Origin of the sequence: Enterococcus sp. AZ015, from assembly GCF_050499225.1 — a bacterium.
Classification (GTDB): domain Bacteria; phylum Bacillota; class Bacilli; order Lactobacillales; family Enterococcaceae; genus Enterococcus_D; species Enterococcus_D entomosocium.
This window is the reverse complement of the sequence record NZ_JBMHEX010000001.1, coordinates 1328716-1348065: the sequence shown is the minus strand read 5'-3', so window position 1 is coordinate 1348065 and position 19350 is coordinate 1328716. Positions and strand designations below refer to the sequence as shown.

24 protein-coding genes and 1 other annotated feature are annotated in these 19350 nt (G+C 40.0%); of the genes, 11 read left to right on the top strand and 13 right to left on the bottom strand.

What is annotated here, in order from left to right:
* Positions 1-83: 83 nt before the first annotated feature.
* Both IGK85_RS06310 and IGK85_RS06305 read left to right on the top strand, forming a co-directional pair.
* A complete protein-coding gene (locus IGK85_RS06310) occupies positions 84-1127 on the top strand; it encodes an ATP-binding cassette domain-containing protein (RefSeq protein ID WP_429972199.1) in 1044 nt (347 codons plus the stop codon).
* Positions 1128-1136: 9 nt separating this feature from the next.
* Complete coding sequence (locus tag IGK85_RS06305; protein WP_008381614.1) at positions 1137-1574, top strand: helix-turn-helix domain-containing protein; 438 nt, start codon at positions 1137-1139, stop codon at positions 1572-1574.
* 95 nt (positions 1575-1669) lie between these two features.
* On the opposite strand, the gene IGK85_RS06300 is transcribed toward IGK85_RS06305, so the two are convergent.
* On the bottom strand, positions 1670-2638 hold the full coding sequence (locus tag IGK85_RS06300; RefSeq protein ID WP_005236650.1) for a pyridoxal-phosphate dependent enzyme: 969 nt from the start codon (positions 2636-2638) through the stop codon (positions 1670-1672).
* 210 nt (positions 2639-2848) lie between these two features.
* Between IGK85_RS06300 and IGK85_RS06295 the strand changes: the two genes are divergently transcribed.
* A complete protein-coding gene (locus IGK85_RS06295; protein WP_008381617.1) occupies positions 2849-3868 on the top strand; it encodes a branched-chain amino acid aminotransferase in 1020 nt (339 codons plus the stop codon).
* A 149-nt stretch (positions 3869-4017) separates the two neighbouring features.
* Entirely contained in the window at positions 4018-4191 is a 174-nt protein-coding gene (locus IGK85_RS06290; protein WP_005236653.1) for a hypothetical protein, read from the top strand.
* Positions 4192-4310: 119 nt separating this feature from the next.
* Here the strand turns inward: IGK85_RS06290 and rplL are convergent, their stop codons facing one another.
* From rplL to rplK, 4 genes are all read right to left on the bottom strand, one after another.
* Positions 4311-4682 (bottom strand): 50S ribosomal protein L7/L12, encoded by a 372-nt coding sequence (rplL, locus tag IGK85_RS06285; protein WP_003127081.1) that lies wholly within the window; start codon positions 4680-4682, stop codon positions 4311-4313.
* Between the two features lie 60 nt (positions 4683-4742).
* Entirely contained in the window at positions 4743-5243 is a 501-nt protein-coding gene (gene rplJ, locus IGK85_RS06280) for a 50S ribosomal protein L10 (RefSeq protein WP_005236672.1), read from the bottom strand.
* Positions 5244-5308: 65 nt separating this feature from the next.
* Positions 5309-5435, bottom strand: a sequence feature (ribosomal protein L10 leader region).
* 63 nt (positions 5436-5498) lie between these two features.
* Entirely contained in the window at positions 5499-6188 is a 690-nt protein-coding gene (rplA, locus tag IGK85_RS06275; protein ID WP_005229790.1) for a 50S ribosomal protein L1, read from the bottom strand.
* Positions 6189-6288: 100 nt separating this feature from the next.
* Positions 6289-6711 (bottom strand): 50S ribosomal protein L11, encoded by a 423-nt coding sequence (gene rplK / locus IGK85_RS06270; RefSeq protein ID WP_005229787.1) that lies wholly within the window; start codon positions 6709-6711, stop codon positions 6289-6291.
* A 318-nt stretch (positions 6712-7029) separates the two neighbouring features.
* On the opposite strand from rplK, the gene sdaAB reads away from it, so the two are divergent.
* Both sdaAB and sdaAA read left to right on the top strand, forming a co-directional pair.
* Positions 7030-7695: an L-serine ammonia-lyase, iron-sulfur-dependent subunit beta gene (gene sdaAB, locus IGK85_RS06265; protein ID WP_005229781.1), complete on the top strand. Its 666-nt coding sequence runs from the start codon at positions 7030-7032 to the stop codon at positions 7693-7695.
* Positions 7696-7708: 13 nt separating this feature from the next.
* Positions 7709-8581 (top strand): L-serine ammonia-lyase, iron-sulfur-dependent, subunit alpha, encoded by an 873-nt coding sequence (gene sdaAA, locus IGK85_RS06260; RefSeq protein ID WP_008381622.1) that lies wholly within the window; start codon positions 7709-7711, stop codon positions 8579-8581.
* A gap of 146 nt (positions 8582-8727) precedes the next feature.
* Here sdaAA and tnpA read toward each other — a convergent pair whose 3' ends face one another.
* The 5 genes from tnpA to rpmG all read right to left on the bottom strand — a co-directional run bounded on the left by tnpA (position 8728) and on the right by rpmG (position 12080).
* Positions 8728-9180, bottom strand: a complete 453-nt coding sequence (gene tnpA / locus IGK85_RS06255) for an IS200/IS605 family transposase (RefSeq protein WP_008382269.1) — start codon at positions 9178-9180, stop codon at positions 8728-8730.
* A gap of 283 nt (positions 9181-9463) precedes the next feature.
* Positions 9464-10954, bottom strand: a complete 1491-nt coding sequence (locus tag IGK85_RS06250) for a DUF1576 domain-containing protein (protein WP_008379789.1) — start codon at positions 10952-10954, stop codon at positions 9464-9466.
* Positions 10955-11082: 128 nt separating this feature from the next.
* Entirely contained in the window at positions 11083-11625 is a 543-nt protein-coding gene (gene nusG / locus IGK85_RS06245; protein ID WP_005229769.1) for a transcription termination/antitermination protein NusG, read from the bottom strand.
* A 119-nt stretch (positions 11626-11744) separates the two neighbouring features.
* On the bottom strand, positions 11745-11915 hold the full coding sequence (gene secE, locus IGK85_RS06240; RefSeq protein ID WP_005229766.1) for a preprotein translocase subunit SecE: 171 nt from the start codon (positions 11913-11915) through the stop codon (positions 11745-11747).
* Between the two features lie 12 nt (positions 11916-11927).
* On the bottom strand, positions 11928-12080 hold the full coding sequence (gene rpmG, locus IGK85_RS06235) for a 50S ribosomal protein L33 (RefSeq protein ID WP_005229764.1): 153 nt from the start codon (positions 12078-12080) through the stop codon (positions 11928-11930).
* 155 nt (positions 12081-12235) lie between these two features.
* On the opposite strand from rpmG, the gene cbpA reads away from it, so the two are divergent.
* Positions 12236-12874 (top strand): cyclic di-AMP binding protein CbpA, encoded by a 639-nt coding sequence (gene cbpA / locus IGK85_RS06230; protein WP_008379786.1) that lies wholly within the window; start codon positions 12236-12238, stop codon positions 12872-12874.
* An 83-nt stretch (positions 12875-12957) separates the two neighbouring features.
* Here cbpA and IGK85_RS06225 read toward each other — a convergent pair whose 3' ends face one another.
* Together IGK85_RS06225 and IGK85_RS06220 are read right to left on the bottom strand one after the other, a co-directional pair.
* Positions 12958-13467 (bottom strand): QueT transporter family protein, encoded by a 510-nt coding sequence (locus IGK85_RS06225; protein WP_008379785.1) that lies wholly within the window; start codon positions 13465-13467, stop codon positions 12958-12960.
* A 628-nt stretch (positions 13468-14095) separates the two neighbouring features.
* A complete protein-coding gene (locus IGK85_RS06220; protein WP_005236686.1) occupies positions 14096-14794 on the bottom strand; it encodes an Ig domain-containing protein in 699 nt (232 codons plus the stop codon).
* A 367-nt stretch (positions 14795-15161) separates the two neighbouring features.
* Here IGK85_RS06220 and IGK85_RS06215 point away from each other — a divergent pair, with 367 nt between their 5' ends.
* The gene (locus IGK85_RS06215) at positions 15162-15689 is read left to right on the top strand and encodes an FUSC family protein (RefSeq protein ID WP_005236688.1); all 528 of its coding nucleotides are present in this window, start codon (positions 15162-15164) and stop codon (positions 15687-15689) included.
* A 59-nt stretch (positions 15690-15748) separates the two neighbouring features.
* On the opposite strand, the gene bsh is transcribed toward IGK85_RS06215, so the two are convergent.
* Positions 15749-16723 carry a choloylglycine hydrolase gene (gene bsh, locus IGK85_RS06210; RefSeq protein WP_008379784.1) on the bottom strand — a complete coding sequence of 325 codons (975 nt, stop codon included), beginning with the start codon at positions 16721-16723 and terminating at the stop codon, positions 15749-15751.
* Between the two features lie 395 nt (positions 16724-17118).
* Between bsh and IGK85_RS06205 the strand changes: the two genes are divergently transcribed.
* The 3 genes from IGK85_RS06205 (at position 17119) to IGK85_RS06195 (ending at position 19329) form a co-directional block, all read left to right on the top strand.
* On the top strand, positions 17119-17631 hold the full coding sequence (locus IGK85_RS06205; protein ID WP_008379783.1) for a membrane lipoprotein lipid attachment site-containing protein: 513 nt from the start codon (positions 17119-17121) through the stop codon (positions 17629-17631).
* A gap of 16 nt (positions 17632-17647) precedes the next feature.
* A complete protein-coding gene (locus tag IGK85_RS06200) occupies positions 17648-17896 on the top strand; it encodes a hypothetical protein (protein WP_005236692.1) in 249 nt (82 codons plus the stop codon).
* Between the two features lie 461 nt (positions 17897-18357).
* The gene (locus IGK85_RS06195; protein ID WP_008379780.1) at positions 18358-19329 is read left to right on the top strand and encodes a diacylglycerol/lipid kinase family protein; all 972 of its coding nucleotides are present in this window, start codon (positions 18358-18360) and stop codon (positions 19327-19329) included.
* Positions 19330-19350: the final 21 nt, after the last annotated feature.

Genomic DNA, 19350 nt, shown 5'->3' with positions numbered 1-19350 from the left:
ATTTACTGGGTTTCATTTTACTATCGCTATTTCCCATCAATGTTTTTGGGTTTCGATGGATCAATCAACAGTTGAGTATTAAGATGAAAAATATGCAAGAAGCATTTGCTCTTAGCAATAAGGAAATGTTAACAACATTGTCCCATATTGATACAATGAAGCAATGGAGTGACGCTGTTCTTGAGCAGCTGTTTTCCTCTCAATTGACATCGATGTATCAAACATTAGCAAACACCAATACTTTTGCCCAAACGACTAGTTTAGTCCTTAATGCGATCAATCAGATCGCCCAGATCGGCGTCTATTTGTTTATGATTCAAGGAATATTACAAGATGAACTGCCAACCTCTGCGTTGATTTTGATTGGCGTGCTATTACCCATTTACTTTTCTGCATTAAGTGGTTTAACGAAAATCAATCTTGATACAGCTACTCTGAGGACCAATCAACGTTTTGTTAACGAAGAATTGGCTGCTCCCGATGACCGCTGGAACCAAACGTGTGAAGCTACTCTGAGTCTTACTTTCGACCACCCTGTCGTATCCATTGGCAACCACAGCTTTTCCTTTCCCATTGAAGAAACCTTGAAACCTGGTGAACATATTTACTTGGCTGGCGCTTCAGGAAAAGGAAAATCAACGTTTTTAAAGGCAATTGCTGGCCTTTATCCATCAGAAGGAATTTCGCTTTCAACGAAGAGTAAACGCATCAAGCCAAGAAACCCTGAAACAGATAAAACCCTCTACCTTGCTCAAGACCCTACGATTCTCTCTCGGACAATTGAAGAAAATCTTGTATGGGGAAGAAAAATGACGGGAGAAGAAAAAACAATTATCGAAACCTCTGGTATTTTAGCGCCCATTTTTCAACAGCGCTCATGGACTAGCAGGCTTACGGAAAATGGTGCCGACTTGTCTGGAGGAGAAAAGCAAAGAATCGCTCTAGCTCGCATATTATTAAGTGATGCCGAAATCATTCTTTTAGACGAAGCTACCAGCAGCCTTGATGATAAAGCTGCCGAAAAGATTATGAAGTGTTTAAAAAAACATGCAGAAAAACGCATGATCATCTATACTAGTCATAAGAAAGAGGAGCAACGCTTTTGTGATCGTACAATCGCTTTGTAGGAGGAACCGATGAAAGATTATTATACCGTTGAAGAAGTCGCTGAAAAACTGGGCGTAACGACTCGAACCATCCGAAATTATCAAAAGACCAACCAACTTAAAGGGACAAAAATTGGCGGGCAGTGGCGCTTTTCTTACAAAGATGTGGCTTCGTTGATGGGCGAACCATTTGAAGATCCCCTGCTTTCTTTTGCTTCAATACGTTCAGAAAAACAGATACCCGAAAGCTTACTTGCCATCGATTTCTTTATTGAATCAGAGGAATTGCTACAACAGCAAAAAAAAATCGTTATTGATGAGTTCAATGCACTTTACTCAGGGGAAAGTCGGCGTTTTTACTTTGAAAAAATCAACCCAACGATGGCACGATTTACATTGGTCGGACCGTTGAAATATGTAACAACCTTTGGACAGTGGATCGAAACAATACTTTCTCTCCCAAAGTAATCATCTGAGCGCCTGCTTTGAATTTAAAAGAAGAGACCCAATTAGGAGAATGTCTAATCAGGTCTCTTCTTTCTTTTTTGGAAGGCTTGTTGCACTCAGATGATTTCCTTAAACACAGAGAAATCAATATTGCCGCCGGAGACCAATGCCACAGTTTTCTTTCCTCGAAGCAAATGATCGATCTGTCCGCTTAAAATCGCCGCCGTACTTAATGCACCAGCCCCTTCTGCGATGACTTTTTCCCTCAATGCTAAGTAATGGATCGCTTGTTCGATATCGGATTCTTCAACTAAGACCGTTTCATCGATACGGGTCTTTAAAACATCATAGGTCAGTTCCCCTGCCAAAGCAACATCACAGCCATCGGCGATCGTTCTACTGCGGCGATTGGCTACTAGCTTTTGCTGCCAAAGTGAGGCGATCATGCCATAAACGCCATAGGATTGAACGCCGATGATTTTGACTTCTGGACGAAGTTCTTTTAAGGCTAAAGCAATCCCAGCAATCAACCCACCACCGCCGATGGGAATAATGACATTATCAACATCTGGAAGATCCTCCAACAGTTCGATCGCAATCGTTCCTTGCCCCTCCATTACTGCACGATCATCAAAGGGAGAGACAAATACTTCGCCACTATCTTTCATGGCGTCTAGTGTCAGTTGTTTGGTTTCATCAAACGTCTCTCCTGCTAAAACGACTTGTGCGCCATAACTTCTTGTCGCCTCTATTTTTGTTTTGGCAGCCGTTAATGGCATAAAGATTCGGACATTGATCCCCAGTAACGATCCGGCGAGAGCAACACCTTGCGCATGATTTCCTGCAGAACAGGCAATGACACCGCGAAGTTTTTCTGCATCAGTCAATGACGCGAGTTTGTTATACGCCCCCCGCGCTTTAAAGGAGCCGGTACGCTGTAGATTTTCTAATTTCAAAAATATCGTGCCCTCTTTTTCTTTGCCTAAAATATTACTTGGTGCAAGTGGTGTATGGATCATGATTGGTTTCAATCGTCGATACGCAGCAGCGATCCCCAGACTGTCCGTCAACACTTCCTCAATCACAAACGTTCCCCCTTTTTTGTTTTTTTATACTCTCATTGAAGCACAGAACTTGTAGAAAAACAATCTGGGGAACTCGTACAAGCAAAGATCGGTTCCCCTTTCTTTACACGTCACTGTCACCAAATATTCTTACAGAAGAATTTTCAGAAAATAATGACATTTCTTTTCTGAAGTGCTATACTTAGAAAAATTAAAAAAGGGTGTGAACGAATGACAATCGATTGGTCAAATTTAGGGTTTTCTTATATCAAAACGCCATGGCGTTTTTTGGCAACATGGAAAGACGGTTCTTGGAATGAAGGCGAACTTACCGAGGATAATTATCTGCATATCCACGAGGGATCAACCGCTCTTCATTATGGACAGCAATGTTTTGAAGGACTAAAAGCCTACCGAAGAAAAGATGGCGGCATCAATTTGTTCCGTCCAGACGAAAATAGCAAACGGATGAACCGCAGTGCCTATCGCCTGCGTATGCCAGAGGTTCCTGAGGCCTTTTTCTTAGATGCGGTAAAACAAGTAGTAAAAGCAAATCAGGAATATGTTCCGCCTTATGGCAGCGGCGCCACCTTGTATATTCGTCCTCTATTGATTGGCGTCGGAGAAAATATCGGTGTCAGCCCAGCACCAGAGTATATTTTTACGGTTTTTTGTATGCCGGTCGGACCTTACTTTAAGGGCGGATTGACACCAACCAATTTCATTGTTTCTGATTATGATCGCGCGGCACCAAATGGTACTGGCGCAGCCAAAGTTGGTGGAAATTATGCGGCGAGTTTGTTACCTGGATACGAAGCCCATCAACGGAAATTTTCCGATTGCATCTACCTTGATCCAGAAACGCATACCAAAATCGAAGAAGTCGGTTCTGCCAACTTTTTCGGGATCACGGCTGCTAATGAATTTGTGACACCAAAATCTCCTTCTATTTTACCAAGTATCACAAAATATTCATTGCTGCATCTAGCGCAACATTCATTAGGATTGACCCCTGTGGAAGGTGATGTTTATCTCAATGAGCTGGATCGTTTTGTCGAAGCGGGTGCCTGCGGAACAGCTGCTGTTATTTCCCCGATCGGCGGGATCCAAAACGGCGAGGATTTCCATGTGTTCTATAGCGAAACGGAAGTTGGTCCACAAACAAAAGCATTGTATCACCAATTGACCGGCATTCAATTCGGCGATATTTCGGCACCAACCGGTTGGATCTTTGATGTTCCATTGGATTAAGCGAACCGGGCTACATCCTCTTCAACCGAACGATCACTACGGACCGTTCGGTTTTTCTCTTTCTATCGATCAATTTATCATCACTGCATCAGAATTGATTGCCACAACTCTTTTGACTTGTTACAATCATAGCAAAGGGAGGCGTAATGATGGGCAAACGATTCGGCTATTCTTTGCTAGCAACAGCCTTGTATTTGGTGGTTTCCAATATTGGTAATCTCGTTTTTGGTATTAACCGCAGCTTTAGTTGGACCACAACGTTGTGGGAAGCATTTTTCTTTTTTATTTTCGTGTTCTTATTCCAACAATTTCGAAAAAAATAAGCAGCGATCCTCGCTCATAAAAAAACGAGGATCGCTGCTTATTACTTTTTAGGAATCTCAGCCTCTAACAAAAAAAGCGCCAAACCCCTTCATACGAAAGGATTTGACACTAAGAAAAATTATTTAACTGTTACTGAAGCGCCAACTTCTTCTAAAGCTGCTTTCAATGCTTCAGCTTCGTCTTTAGAGATGCCTTCTTTAACTGCTGAAGGAGCTCCGTCAACGACTGCTTTTGCTTCTTTCAAGCCTAAGCCAGTTGCTTCACGAACTGCTTTGATAACTTTAACTTTTTGATCGCCAGCTGCAGTCAATTCTACAGTGAATTCAGTTTGTTCTTCAGCAGCACCAGCATCGCCAGCTCCACCAGCTACAGCTACAGGAGCTGCAGCAGATACGCCAAATTCTTCTTCGATAGCTTTAATTAAATCGTTTAATTCTAAGATTGTCGCGCCTTTTAGCTCTTCGACAATGTTTTCAATGTTCAATGCCATTTTGTTTTCCTCCATTTAAGTAAGTAGTTTAGTTTTTAATACTGAAAAATTATGCGGCAATTATGCTGCATCTTCTTCTTTTTCTGCCACTGCTTTGACAGCGTAAGCCACGTTGCGGATAGGTGCTTGTAGCACAGATAGCAACATAGAAAGAAGTCCTTCGCGGTTTGGCAATTTCGCCAATGCAGTAATTTCTTCCAATGAAGAAACTTTGCCTTCGATGATACCGCCTTTGATTTCTAAAGCTTTTGCGTCTTTTGCGAAATCGTTAATGATTTTTGCAGGTGCAACAACGTCTTCGTTACTGAATGCTACGGCAGTAGGGCCAGTGAATACTTCACCTAAACCTTCTAGACCAGCTTTTTCAGCAGCACGAGAAAGAATTGAGTTTTTGATAACTTTCATCTCAACGTTTGCATCACGCAATTGTTTACGTAAGCGAGTTACTTCATCAACAGTTAGTCCACGGTAGTCAACAACGACTACAGATGCGGCTGCAGAGAATTTTGCACTCACTTCATCAACGATCGCGGATTTTTTAGCGATAGCTGCTTCACTCATTTATATTTCACCTCCTGATTTTGATGGAAGAGTTTCTTCGAAACAAACTGTTCCTTTGTCCTATAAAGGACAATAAAAAAACTCTATGCCACCGTAGACATAGAGGGACTATTGAAGATTCTCAATAAACGTCCTCGGTAGGAAATTAAGGCAAATGCCACCTACTGTCTTCGGTACAGTTAAACTTTTAACCTTGACTACCTTACCACAGATAAGGTAGTCAAGTCAATAAAAGTTTTGAATTTTTGTATTAAATTAGAAAGAAGCTTGTTCTACATGGATCCCAGGACCAAATGTTGTTGTAACTGAGATATTTTTCATGTATTGACCTTTTGCTGCTGAAGGCTTAGCTTTCAACAATGTTTCATGGATCGTTTTGAAGTTTTCAATCAATTTGTCATCTTCAAAAGAAACTTTTCCGATTGGTACGTGGATGTTCCCAGCTTTGTCAACACGGTAAGTAACTTTACCAGCTTTTACTTCGTTAACTGCTTTTGTTACGTCCATTGTTACTGTACCAGTTTTAGGGTTAGGCATCAAACCTTTAGGGCCTAATACACGACCTAATTTACCAACAGTAGCCATCATGTCAGGCGTTGCAACAACAACGTCAAAATCGAACCAGCCACCTTGGATTTTTTGAACCATATCGTCGTCACCAACGAAATCAGCACCAGCTGCTTCTGCTTCTTTGGCTTTATCGCCTTTAGCAAAAACTAAAACTGTTTGTGTTTTACCAGTACCGTTTGGTAATACAACCGCGCCACGGATTTGTTGATCCGCTTTTTTAGGGTCTACGTTTAATTTGTAAGCAACTTCAACCGTTGCGTCGAATTTTGCAATATTTGTTTCTTTTGCCAAAGCTACTGCTTCTTCAACTGAATAAGCTTTTGTAGCATCAACTTTTTTCAATGCTTCTTGCATTTTTTTGCTTTTTTTAGCCATTTTGTTTCCTCCTTGATGTGGTTATAACGGTAGAACCTCCCACGTGTCCCATATTTTTCAATATGAAGCCGACTGAGAAGCTACTTCCTTAGGGCTGTAATTATTCTACAGTGATCCCCATGCTTCGTGCAGTTCCTTCAACCATGCGCATTGCTGCTTCAACGTCAGCTGCGTTTAGGTCTTCCATTTTCAATTCAGCGATTTCTTTTACTTGATCGCGTGAAACTTTTGCAACTTTTGTTTTGTTTGGTTCGCCTGAACCTTTTTCAACGTTTGCTGCTTTTTTCAACAATACTGCTGCTGGTGGTGTTTTTGTAACGAAAGTAAATGAACGGTCTTCGTATACAGAGATCACTACTGGAATGATCAAACCTGCTTGATCAGCTGTACGAGCATTGAATTCTTTAGTGAATCCCATGATGTTGATACCCGCTTGACCTAGCGCAGGACCTACCGGCGGAGCTGGTGTTGCTTTACCTGCAGGAATTTGCAATTTAACGATTTTTTCTACTTTTTTTGCCACGAGACATACCTCCTTGAGTCCGTGATGTGGTTAATTGGAGATCCAAATTTCTCCTCCCACTTTGGTGATTCATGTGCACACACAAAAAACGTGTGACGAAAGCACACTGGAATATTATAGCATCTTTATGGAATAATTCAAGGTTTTTCAGCTGATTTTTTTGAAAAAATGCTCACCAGCGCTTTTCGTTAGTCCATCGCTAAAAAAAGAAATAAAAATCACTTGCTTTTGGTCTGCTTTTTTCATTCTCTCATTTTTTTATGCTACACTACTACTGGAATTCTTCCCTATTCGTTTACTACTATCGAGGTGAAAAAAATGGAACAATTAAAATACCGCAGTGTATTTGACATAATCGGACCCATCATGGTGGGTCCCAGCAGTTCTCATACCGCCGGTGCTGCCCGGATCGGAAAAATCGTTCGCAGTATTTTTGGCGAACAGCCAGACAGTGTAGATATCCTGTTGTATGAATCGTTTGCTAAAACCTATCGCGGTCATGGAACCGATATTGCGTTAGTTGGCGGTCTCTTAGGCATGGAGCCAGATGATGCTCGCCTAGCGGACTCTTTAAAAATCGCTTATGAGAAAGGGATCGAAGTCTTATTCGTCCCTAAAAAAGAAAAAGCGGAACATCCGAATATGGTCAAGATGATTTTGACAAAAGGTAGCCACAAACTATCTGTCACTGGCATCTCGATCGGTGGTGGCAACATTCAAATCTCAGAGCTTAACGGCTTCAAAATTTCTCTGACACTGGGTACCCCTACTTATGTGATCGTCCATCAAGATGTTCCGGGAATGATTGCGAAAGTAACCAATTTACTATCAGAGGCTCAAATCAATATCGGTACGATGACCGTTACGAGAGAAGCTGTCGGTGATAAAGCAATCATGATCATCGAAGTCGATCAGCGCAATGATCAGCTGGCGCAACAAATCAAAGTTTTGCCGCACGTTTACAGCGCTGCGTATTTTGATTAAAGGAGATAAGCACATGTTCTATACAATAGAAGAGTTAGTAATAGAAAGTAAAAATTATCCTTCCGTTGCAGAGATGATGATTGCGATCGAAGCAGAAAATACTGGTCGTAGTCGCGAACAGATCCTTGCAATCATGGAAAAGAATTTAGTTGTTATGGAACAATCAGTCGCTGAAGGTGTCGCTGGTGTAAAATCGGTGACGGGATTGACCGGCGGCGATGCGACTCGCATGAACGACTACCTTGCTGCCGGTGATTTTTTAAGCGGAGAAACCATTCTACAAGCGGTCCAAAATGCCATTGCAGTCAACGAAGTCAATGCGAAAATGGGCTTGATCTGTGCAACACCGACTGCCGGTAGTGCGGGTGTTGTTTCTGGTGTATTGATGGCCGTACGTGAGCGTTTGGCACTGACTCGAGCGCAACAAGTCGACTTTTTGTTTACAGCCGGCGCCTTCGGCCTGGTGATTGCCAACAATGCCTCGATTTCCGGTGCCGAAGGCGGTTGTCAAGCAGAGATCGGTTCTGCTAGCGCAATGGCAGCGGCGGCTTTGGTTTGTGCAAAAGGTGGCACCCCTCACCAAGCGGCTCAAGCGGTGGCGATCACCTTAAAAAATATGATGGGCTTGATTTGTGACCCTGTCGCGGGCTTAGTCGAGGTCCCCTGCGTGAAACGCAATGCCCTGGGATCTTCCCAGGCCTTTATCTCTGCCGACATGGCATTAGCAGGAATCGAAAGTGTCATCCCACCTGATGAAGTGGTCTTAGCGATGTATCAAGTCGGTCGGCAAATGCCTAGCATTTTCAAAGAAACGGCTGAAGGCGGTCTAGCCATGACGCCGACTGCCCAACGCCTACAGGCAGAAATCTTAGAAGCCAATCGTTGATGTTTTTTTAGAAATGAACACGAGTAAATATCCACCCGTGAAACGGGTGGCTTTTTAACAGCCCTAGAAGGGCTCACCACTCGCTAGCCCCTTAAAAGGGGCTTTTTAAATGACCACCAACCGCTCACAGCCCTATCTCTCTTTAACTATTTAAATGGATCTACATACTCTTGTTTACTTATACTATCTCTTATTCGATCATCTGCTTCTTGTTCTCGAATATATTTTTCGATTGTTTTTTGATTTAACCCAACCGTACTCACGTAGTATCCTTTGGACCAAAAGCTTTTATTCCCATACTTATATTTCAAATTCGCATGTTTTTCATGGATTAAGGTTGCACTTCGTCCTTTTAAGTAGCCCATAAAACTAGAAATACTAATCTTTGGTGGTATTCTTACTAACATATGAATATGGTCAGGCATGGCATGAGCTTCAATGATTTCAACATCCTTCATCTCACACAATTTTCTTAATATCTGACCAATACTTACTCTTAACTTTCCATAAATCACTTTTCGTCGATACTTCGGGGTGAAGACTATGTGATACTTACAATTCCATCTGGTATGTGCTAAACTTTTATCGTCGTTAGACATAAAAAAACTCCTTTCGATCTGATATGCGGTTGGTAGCCACTATTAGTATATCGAAAGGAGTTTTTTATCGCTAAAGCTATTTCGTCCACGCGTAGAAACGCGCGGTTTTTTTGTTTCGTACGCTACGCGAACGAAACTGACTAAAGTCATTAATAAAAACCAACCAAGAACAACCAATCTTTGCTTGTTCTTGGTTGGTTTTCATTTTCCCATTATTTCCAACGACGAAAAGGCAAGCACTCCCTACTTGTTAAACAAGTAACAAATGACATTGGCGGTTTTTCTACTCCCACTCGCCTACCCTATAGTGTTTCTTTTGGGCAACGGGTTTTAATACCTTCACAGGCTCGGAAAATTTAGGTTTTCCTTCTGTTTGATCCAATGGGACCAATGGCTGCTCGCTTTCTTGTGCTTTCAAGTCCATTTGTGGTTTTTCATCCTTGGTAGCTTGCGCCTGATCGGCTGATTTTTGCCAAAGCTGTTTGCTGAGATCCAATAAGGGAATGATCATCATGGCGACTAGCCCGCCAGAAAAACCATTGTTATACAGATTCAAACCTCCATGTAAGAAATCAATATTCAGTACCATTGAGGCGTGCACAAAACCGACCACCAAGCCGCCTTTCCAGCCATAGGCATTTGTTACTGCACAGAGCATCATCGCAAAAATCGCTGACGTGACTGTAACCGTCTCGTTGATGGTGTATACGCTCAATAGATTGGCAATCGTCACCCCTGCCAATAAAGGCAGCGAGTTAAAGACATGAGAGCCACAAGCAGAAAAGCCGATGACGCAAAAGATCGCACCGATAACTGGTCCATTTAAAACCGCACCAATACTGACGACATATGCCACAAGCAAAAACGTCATCAATCCCATGTTGATCATCGTATTATAAACGCCGGTATCACGTAAGATATCTCGTTCGATTTTGCCACTATGAGACCAAATCGCTCGCATATTCAATCGTTTTTTCTTGATTGCCATCAGCGACCCATAGCCTACGAACACACTTCCTAAAACCAGCATCATGAGAATCAAACGCGGCTGCTGTTCTTGCGACACCAATGTTCTTAGCTCAATCGTTAGGCCAAACATCCGACAGATAGCGGCGACTAATGTACACAACATTCCTGAAGTGAATCCAGCACTGTATAAACTGACGCTTTGAAAAAGTCCTTGAAAATATAAGGCCATGGGAACCATCAAAAAACCGGTAAAAATTCCAATACCGTACCCCATCACCAAGCTAAAATAAGGCGGTAGTGAGTCATTGAATGCAAAATAGCTGACGATTGGAGAAACCGACGATCCATACAATGCAATCAACAGAAATTTTTTCAATGGTTCATTCATAAAATACGAATACAGACGGACGCCTAAAAATATCGGGATAAAATTTAGTAGATTTTTCCCAAAAAAACCATACCCAGTCACCATAAAGATAGCAGACACCGCGCCTCCTGTGATCGGCACCCGATAATGATAACAAATCGAGATCGCTACAAACGTCATCAAACTGCTGTTTAATAAAGCCGACCCTACAGAAGTCATAGCAATATAATCTGTCACAAGATGACTTTCCGAAAATAAAATCAACTTGAGCTCTTCGACTGCCACCCTTGGATCGAAAAACAACATGGCAAAGAAAAACAGCAGCAAATTAAAAAGAAACAACAAGCTATACCCATTATGTACAGAGATCATCCCTTTAGTATGGGGATGAAAATCATTGTGAAACTTTACTCTAAAAAAAGCAAATAATTTTGACATAAGACCCCTTCCTCTTATAAAGCGCTTACTCATTTTGAGAAAAAAAGTGGGCCAACGAATTGGTCCACTTTATTCTCATTACTGTTATTTTACCGTAAATGAGCCGTTCATGCTAGTCTATCCAGCAGTTAAATTTTATCTACTTGCTCAAAATCAAGTTCTGTACTGGTTTCACGACCGAACATATCGATGTTCACTTTTAGTTTTTGTTTTTCTTCATCGATTTCTGCTACTTGTCCTTCTAGACCAGAAAACGCACCTTCGATGATTTTGACGGTTTCGCCAATTTCGACTTCCAGTTCAACTGTCCGAGTACTCATACCGATCGAACGTAAAATTGAATTGATTTCTTCTTGTAATAAAGGCGCTGGCTTGCTTCCTGCACCATGAGAGCCAACGAAACCAGTCACTCCTGGTGTATTCCGAACCACGTACCAAGATTCATCCGTCATGACCATTTCAACTAATACATAGCCAGGAAATGTTTTATGAACGATTTCTTTGGTTTTGCCGTTTTTTTCTTCTGTTTCTACTTCTTCGGGAACGACGACACGGAAAATATAATCACCCATCCCCATGCTTTGTGCACGTGACTCTAGGTTCGCTTTTACTTTGTTTTCATAGCCAGAATACGTATGCAGTACATACCAATTTTTTTCAAAAGATTCCATTTTTTTCGGACTCCCCATCTTTTTTGTAAAATAAAAAAACCTCAGCTGCACCGAAGTTTTTCCTCAAAGCGATTATAGCACGATTTGTGATAAATGACTAGCGCTATCAGTAAGAAGTGTTACTTTAGGATCCAATTGAAGACCGTTTGAATCAGTGTGTCCATCACAAAGAACATCAATGCAAAAATAATGGTTGTTTGAATCACCACAAATGTATCTTTGCGTAATTGTTTTTTTGATGGCCAAGAAACGTTTTTCATTTCTTCAACAACATTTTTCAAAAATTTCATTCGATTCCCTCCTTACTTCGTTTCACGATGCAAAGTATATTGATTGCAATACTTGCAAAATTTGTTGATTTCAAGGCGTTCGCCTTTTTTACCTTCACTGACTGATTTTGAATAGTTGCGGGATCCGCAGACAGAACAAGCCAAAGCAGCTTTTTTCGTTGCCATCTTAGTGTCCTCCCCCTTTTTATAAAGTTTTCCAACACTAAAAATACCATTTATTTAAGATTGTGTCAATTTTTGATTTTCTGTCGTATAAATATAGTTTCTGCTGATTTTGTGGTATGATAATGGTGTTAAATGGGTATTTGGGAGGGAAAATTATGTTATTAAAAACAATGGTCTACAAAAAACGCGATTTAACAACGGTAAAGGAAACAGCTACCTTAGAAGAAGCGCTGGCAATTTTAGAAGAGTCTGGTTATCGTTGTGTGCCTATCCTAGATGAATCAGGAAAGATTTTTAGAGGGAATATTTATAAAATGCACATCTATCGCCATAAAGCAAATGGCGGTGACATGACTTTACCCGTCACCTATCTGCTAAAAAATGCGACGAAGTTCATTTATGTCAACTCTTCATTTTTTAAGGTTTTCTTTACAATCAAAGAATTGCCTTATATTGCGGTACTAGATGAAAACAATCAATTTTACGGTATCTTGACTCATAGTTCCTTATTGAATATGTTGTCACAATCATGGAGCGTCGAACAAGGAAGCTATGTGTTGACGATCGCATCGACAGGTCAACAAGGCGACTTAGCGGTTATCTCAAAAATAATCGCAAAATACAGCAGTATCGCTAGCTGTATCACTCTCGACATCGGTAAAGACGAATTTATTCGTCGTACGATGATCACTTTACCAGCAAACACATCAAAAGAATTATGCGACAAGATCGTGGCGCAACTAGAAGCGAAAAACTTCAAAGTTGTGGAGATCGAAGACTTAAAAGCAGAATAAAATAAAAGATCATTCCTTCATTTCTTAGGAATGATCTTTTTTCTTGTTTTTTGAGAACCATCAAAGCAAAAAACAAGCTTTTTTTACACGCGCTTATCGAAGCGAACGGCACGATTGATGATATACATCACCGGTGCCGTAATCGTCATTACAATAAATTCACTCAATGCCGTTGTTGCAAATGTTGGCCAGAAAGGCAATGCTAAGGTGATATTTAGCATAATCGCAATCAGGAACATACTTAATGAAAAAACAATGGTATTAAATGCCAGTCTTACGAAAACATTTGGAATCTTCTTATATACCAATGCAGTTGCTCCTAAAGCCAAGAAGCTTCCGAAACCGCCGAATACGACATCCAAGATCCCCATTCCGAAGAACATGTTATACACTACAACCCCGCCAACGACACCCCACATCAATTTTCTGTTGAAAACGACCAAGTGATTCAATCCTTCAGATATCCTAAATTGAATCGCTCCTGAGGCAACGGGTGAGACTAGAACCGTTACAGCAACATAAAGTGCCATAATGATCCCATTGGCTGCGACGACACGCAAACGTTGATTGGTTAGATTTGTTGATTTTTCCATTTGATCCCTACTTTCTCCGAGTTTTGATTACGCGGGATGGTTGATGAACCGCGGTGCGCTTCGCACAAGTACTTATTATACACATTAATAGCCATATATCAATGTTAAACCGGCCATTTAATCATCAAATCATCTCGAAATCACCTGACAAAACTTTATGCAGATGGAATTGCTCCCTCTGTTCCTTCATTCGTTGATTCAAAGAAACACTTCGCAGCTTTCATTTTCTATCCCTATTCGACTATCAATGAATCATCCATCGTCAGATTTCCTAATGGCTTGTGATTCAATCTTTACCCTTGAAAGAGATGGGAAAAATATTATTTTTACGCCTACCGAAGAAATGAACGATGAAGATAGTGGCTTTGTGTTGAAACCTCGCTAAATCAAGGCGCATCTCGTGATGAAAGGTTAAGTGCTGAATTACTTTAAGATTCGTCGGATCTACGCACAGAAATCATCTTGAATACGTAAAACATCCCTTTTCGCTAACGGAAAGGGATGTTTAGAATGAATCAGACGATTCAGTTACTTTTTGATCAAAAATAGCTTTCTTCTCGTTGCCTCGTTACCTTTTTGGTAAAGCAATTTCTCATAGATGTTTACTCAGCGAATGCCTGCCACACCTCTATTTAGCTGGTCGAAAGCCCGCTTTGTAGGCTTCCACCTCTGTCTTGAACATCCGAATTGGACTGGTCGTTTTATTATAATATTGACTCCCCGGTATATGATAAATCTTTTGTTTGGAGCCTTTGATCAGCCCTTTGCCCCGTTTGTCTACATATTTTTTCAGTCCATCTCTAAATGCATCATTCGTCGTTCCAGGTGCTTTCCCACCTTTTTTCACCAGTTTGACCTGGATTGCTTCCAGTTGAAAACCAAAGCCAGACGTTCCTGAAGACTGTCCGTTTTTCGCCCACCCCATCCAGCCAAATTGTTGTGCATTGACTCGATAATAGACATCGTAATACTTAGCGATCTCACCGGTGAGTTTGATTTGGATCGCCTCCAACCGTTGTCCTTTTCCACTTGTACCAGACAGAGTCCCATTTTTTCTAAACGATTTTTCCCAGCCTTGTTTCTGAATGGAGGTTTTATATTCAATATTCCCTTTGTATTTTTCGTTAGTAATTTTTATCTTGATTGCTTCAAGTCGCTTGGCTTTCCCTGTGGTCCCTGACGTCTGACCGTTTGTTTTCCATGATTGCCACCCTTGAGACTGGATATTTGTTTGATAGCTCACACTTGGTGAAGATGCAGCAAAAACTGTCATCGGAAAAACAACAAAGCCAAGTAAAAGAACAAATAGTATTGACACTTTTTTCATTTTAAACCCTCCTTATTTTGATTATCTCAATATAATATCTAAAAAACAAACTTTTTATGAACAATAAATATTTTTTTATCAAAACACTTATTTAAACGTTGAACAGACTGAGAAATAAAAAAAGGAGTCTTAAGCGATGGCAACGAAAGTCAATTCATTTAGGGTTGGGGTCACTTATTGTATTCCTTTCAACACTCAAAGTTGAAAATTGCATGGTATCAAGCTAGCTTCTCGACGACTGATAAAATTTGCCTGTCAACGTACGATGAAAGAATCGTTGTTCATTTTTCTGAAAATCTAAGCAATTGACCGTCTGCAATGTGGTATAATCGACTTCGTTGAAATTTGTTTTGAGAGGATGGCATGATTGAACTTATTTGGATTGACCTTTGGCTTAAGAAATGTAAAAACTGGAATCAGTGTATTCCTCTGTATTTTGATTAGTGTTCTTTTGAATCGTGAAACCTACGTCGTATCAACGATCACAGCTGTTTTCACATTAAGAGAAGATCATGAGAATACCGTCAAATACGGGAAACATCGGATTGCCGGTAACAGCTTCGGCGCAATCGCTTCTGTATTTTGTATTGCGATATTTAACTTTTTCGGACATTCGTCCTTTATTCAAATGATTGCAATCCCTTTAGTGATCATGTTAATGATCGCTTTATTGGTCAAATTTGATTACTCCGAGGGAACAGTTGGTGCTTGTGCCACACTATTGACGATTTTATTTATGATTCCTCAAACTGAATCTTACTTGTATGCTTTTAATCGGATTGTTGATAGTTTTATCGGCATGACGATTGCAATATTGGTGAACCGCTTTTTTCCATTTCCGAATAAAAGTACCGCAGGGACGAAGACGACAACAAATGAGAGTGATTCATTTTAAAAATGGAAAAGGAAAAAAACCATCTCAAAACAGCTTTGAGATGGTTTTTTAAGAATGGATCAGTTACTGAAAAGAACTTGTTGGTCTTCAATTAATGGATAAGAAATCGGTACATTACCTTCCAAATCTTCTTTATTCATATCAACTGCAACGATTTGACTATTTTCATACGTACGATAGTAATAGATTCCTTTATCTGTATTGCAGCAAGAAGAATAAATCGTGTACTCATAGCGCTCATTGCCTATGTCACAAAGTCCTTTTTGTTGCTCAACCGAACCTAAAATATGGAAGAACTGACTAATGCTTTCGGATTCAGATTCTCCAGAAACGGAATTCAATCGGGTAAAAGCTACTTTGACAAAGCGAGACATCGAAGAAAGATCTCCTGGCAGACCTAAGCCGCCCATTCCACGACTATATTCATCAAAATCCAGCTTGTCAGAAAAATGGGTTTCCGGAGTTTTCGATGATAACACACGGTAGTTATTCAAATTGAACAATTGATAATCAAATGGCGGATTATTTGTCAAAACTCCCACCGGATTTTCATGAATATGAAGGCCATCACTCATACTTTCCACAACGATGGCACTTTTTTTATCAGCAATCATCCAATGCAAAGGCGATAGAGGCAAATCTTCACTAAAATTGATCCGAACGAGATTGACATTGGCTAATAGCCCTTTTACTTCTTCGACAGTAGCGCATTGTCCTAAGAGCCATGGGATGAACTCAAAAGGCGTAACATTCTCTTTTCCTTCTTGAAATTCATTGTAGACAGCATTTTCTGGAAAATTCAATCCAGCGATACCTAAACCTTTTTCATTGACCGCATCATAATACAGTGGATACTCAGCGACACCAGCAGCAATCCCAATCATTGCGTAATGGTGATCTATTTCACTTACTTTGCGAAATTTGAATGGATAATTTCTCGGAGTAATGGTCACTACTTCTTTATAAGAAACATCATAATCAAAATTTCTGCCAAAATAATGATCTTTCGTTACATAAGTTAACGCAGTACACATAATACTTCCTCCTAAAATAAGTTTTTTACACTTCTAATTTACTCCTATCGCTTTTTTTTAACAAGGAAAAAGCAATAAATAATAATAAAAAGATAATTAGATATATTATAGTTATTTTAATATCTTTTCTCAATAAAATGCAAACCTTTCGAATTTTTACACAAAATAAAAAAACGCTTTTTTTATCACTATTTATAACAATACGCATAAACATAGTTAAATAATGGTTAAAATAACCAGATACTTCTTTATTCGTGAGGCTTTTCAAGGTAAAATAAATAAAGTATCTAAAAAAGAAAGGATATGTTCTTTTTTAGATACAAAAAAAATATTTCTTCATAAATTATAATATAAGCAAAATATTACAATTTATTTTGAAAAAAAGGGGTTTAAAAATGAAAAAGATTTTATTTGGTTTTGTACTAGTATCCACTTTATTCCTGGCTGGTTGCTCTAGTGAAGATGTGGAAAGTGATACTGTCGAATCGTCACAACAAACAACTGAAACAACAATGGAAAGCTCCGAAGATTCTGAGGATGTCGCTGCTTCTGAAGAAGAAGAGATTGAAACTAATGAGAGCTCAGAAGAAGAAATTGACAGCCAAGCGAATGAGCAAGCTTCTGATGAATTGGAAGCACAACTTGAAAAATTATCTGATACGTACGCTGATCTGATCGCAGAAGTTGAAGGGTATATTGCCAATCCTGAAACTTATGATTTGTCCGCTTACACTTCTGTTATGCGTAGCTACACTGATTTGATGAGAGAATTTCAAACAACCACTGAGACAATTGAAGCGGCTGATCTAGGTGACGGCTGGGCTTACTACGATATCTATATGGATATTTTAGAAGAATCTGTGAAACTAACTGAAGCCTTCGCCAATCTACCAGAAATGCAGCAATAACTAAAGGAGCTCTCCTATGAAAAAAGTACTAATTAAGCTAGTACGGATTTTATGTGTGATCACAATAATCCTTAACATACTAGGCACCTCTGCTTTATTTTATCTTGCCCATACTCAAAATTTACTGGGATTTATGTTTCAAACATGGCAAAATAATCCGTTTAATTTTAGTAATTACGATGTGCTGATAATCAATAATGCGATTATATTTTTAGTGGTTCCAATTTTGATTTTAATTTTTGTGAAAAATCCAAAAAAAGAATGACTGCTACTTTCTAAAAGACATAAAAGCAAAATCGAATGAAAACTCGGTTTTGCTTTTCCTTTATCTTTTATTTAAACTATTTAAATTTATCTAAAAGACAACAACCAAATCATGTAAGCGATTGCTAAAAGAGAAAAATGTGCTATACTATAAGTGTAAGGAGCAAGGATTCCCAGTAAAGCAGACGAAGCAGGTTCTGCAAGAAAAGAATTGTTGTGAACTTAGAATAAAAGACAAAGGATGTGGGAATTTGAGTTACTCCTTACTAATTGAATAGGATTCGGCGATGGGCATCATTACCTGAGGATCAAAGTGGACATAAGAACCTTTGAAAACCCAGAAAGCACAATCGTCGAATCTATTTTTTTGCTCTTTTTTCAGGCATCGTCTCCCCGTCTTCTGTCGAAACATGCTATAATTAACCGCATTGAACGAAAAAACGATATGGAGCTATTCATAAAATGAACTATTATTATCACTTCCTCGTAAACCCTGCTTCAGGTAGTGGACGAGGAAAAAAAGCGGCGGAACGTGTGCAAAGAATCGTAAAAAAACATCGTTTCCCCCATCAAATCTATCTAACCAAATCACCCGGCGACGAACGGAACATTACCAGAAAACTCTTAAAAGAACGCCTTTTGCCTTGGGATGATGTCTATTTAGAAAATGGCGAGATGCTTTATCCATTATTGGTGGTTATCGGCGGTGATGGAACGCTGCACCAAGTAGTATCAGAGTTACAACTGGAACAACAACAAATTCCCGTTGCTTACATCCCCGCTGGCTCGGGAAACGATTTTGCGCGAAGTATCGATCTGCCACGAGAGCCGGAAAAAGCGTTTTGGAAAATTGCCGGTACTACTAAGCCCCAAGAATTGGCCATTATCCGCTATGAAGAGCAGATCCAAGAGGAAAACGGCATCGCTCTTAATAATGTGGGTATTGGTCTTGATGCGGCAATCGTCTATACCACCAATCACTCTGTGGCAAAAAGCAGTCTTAATAAGTTCAACCTCGGCTCCTTTTCCTATATCGCTGCAATTATCCGCGTTTTGTTTCTTCAAAGAGGTTTTCCGATCTTAGTCGAGTGTAATGGGCAACAATTCAGTTATAAAAAAGCTTTTTTGTGCACCACGACCAATCATCCTTACTTTGGCGGCGGTGTTGCAATCGCCCCAACCGCTTCAGTCAGAGAGAAAAAGTTTGATTTCGTACTCGTTGAGCGTGTGTCGATTTTCAAGATTTTCTGGCTGATCGGTTTACTGATGCGTAAGAAACACATGAATTCACGCTACTTTCATCATCTCTCCACGTCGAAGCTGAGAATTATCTCTACCGTGCCCCAACATGGACAAGAAGATGGCGAAGAAATGGGCCAACGTCCCTTTGATATTACCTTTACTACTGCCAATCAATTATTTTGGTGCCCATAAAGAAAACGATACAAATCAGCA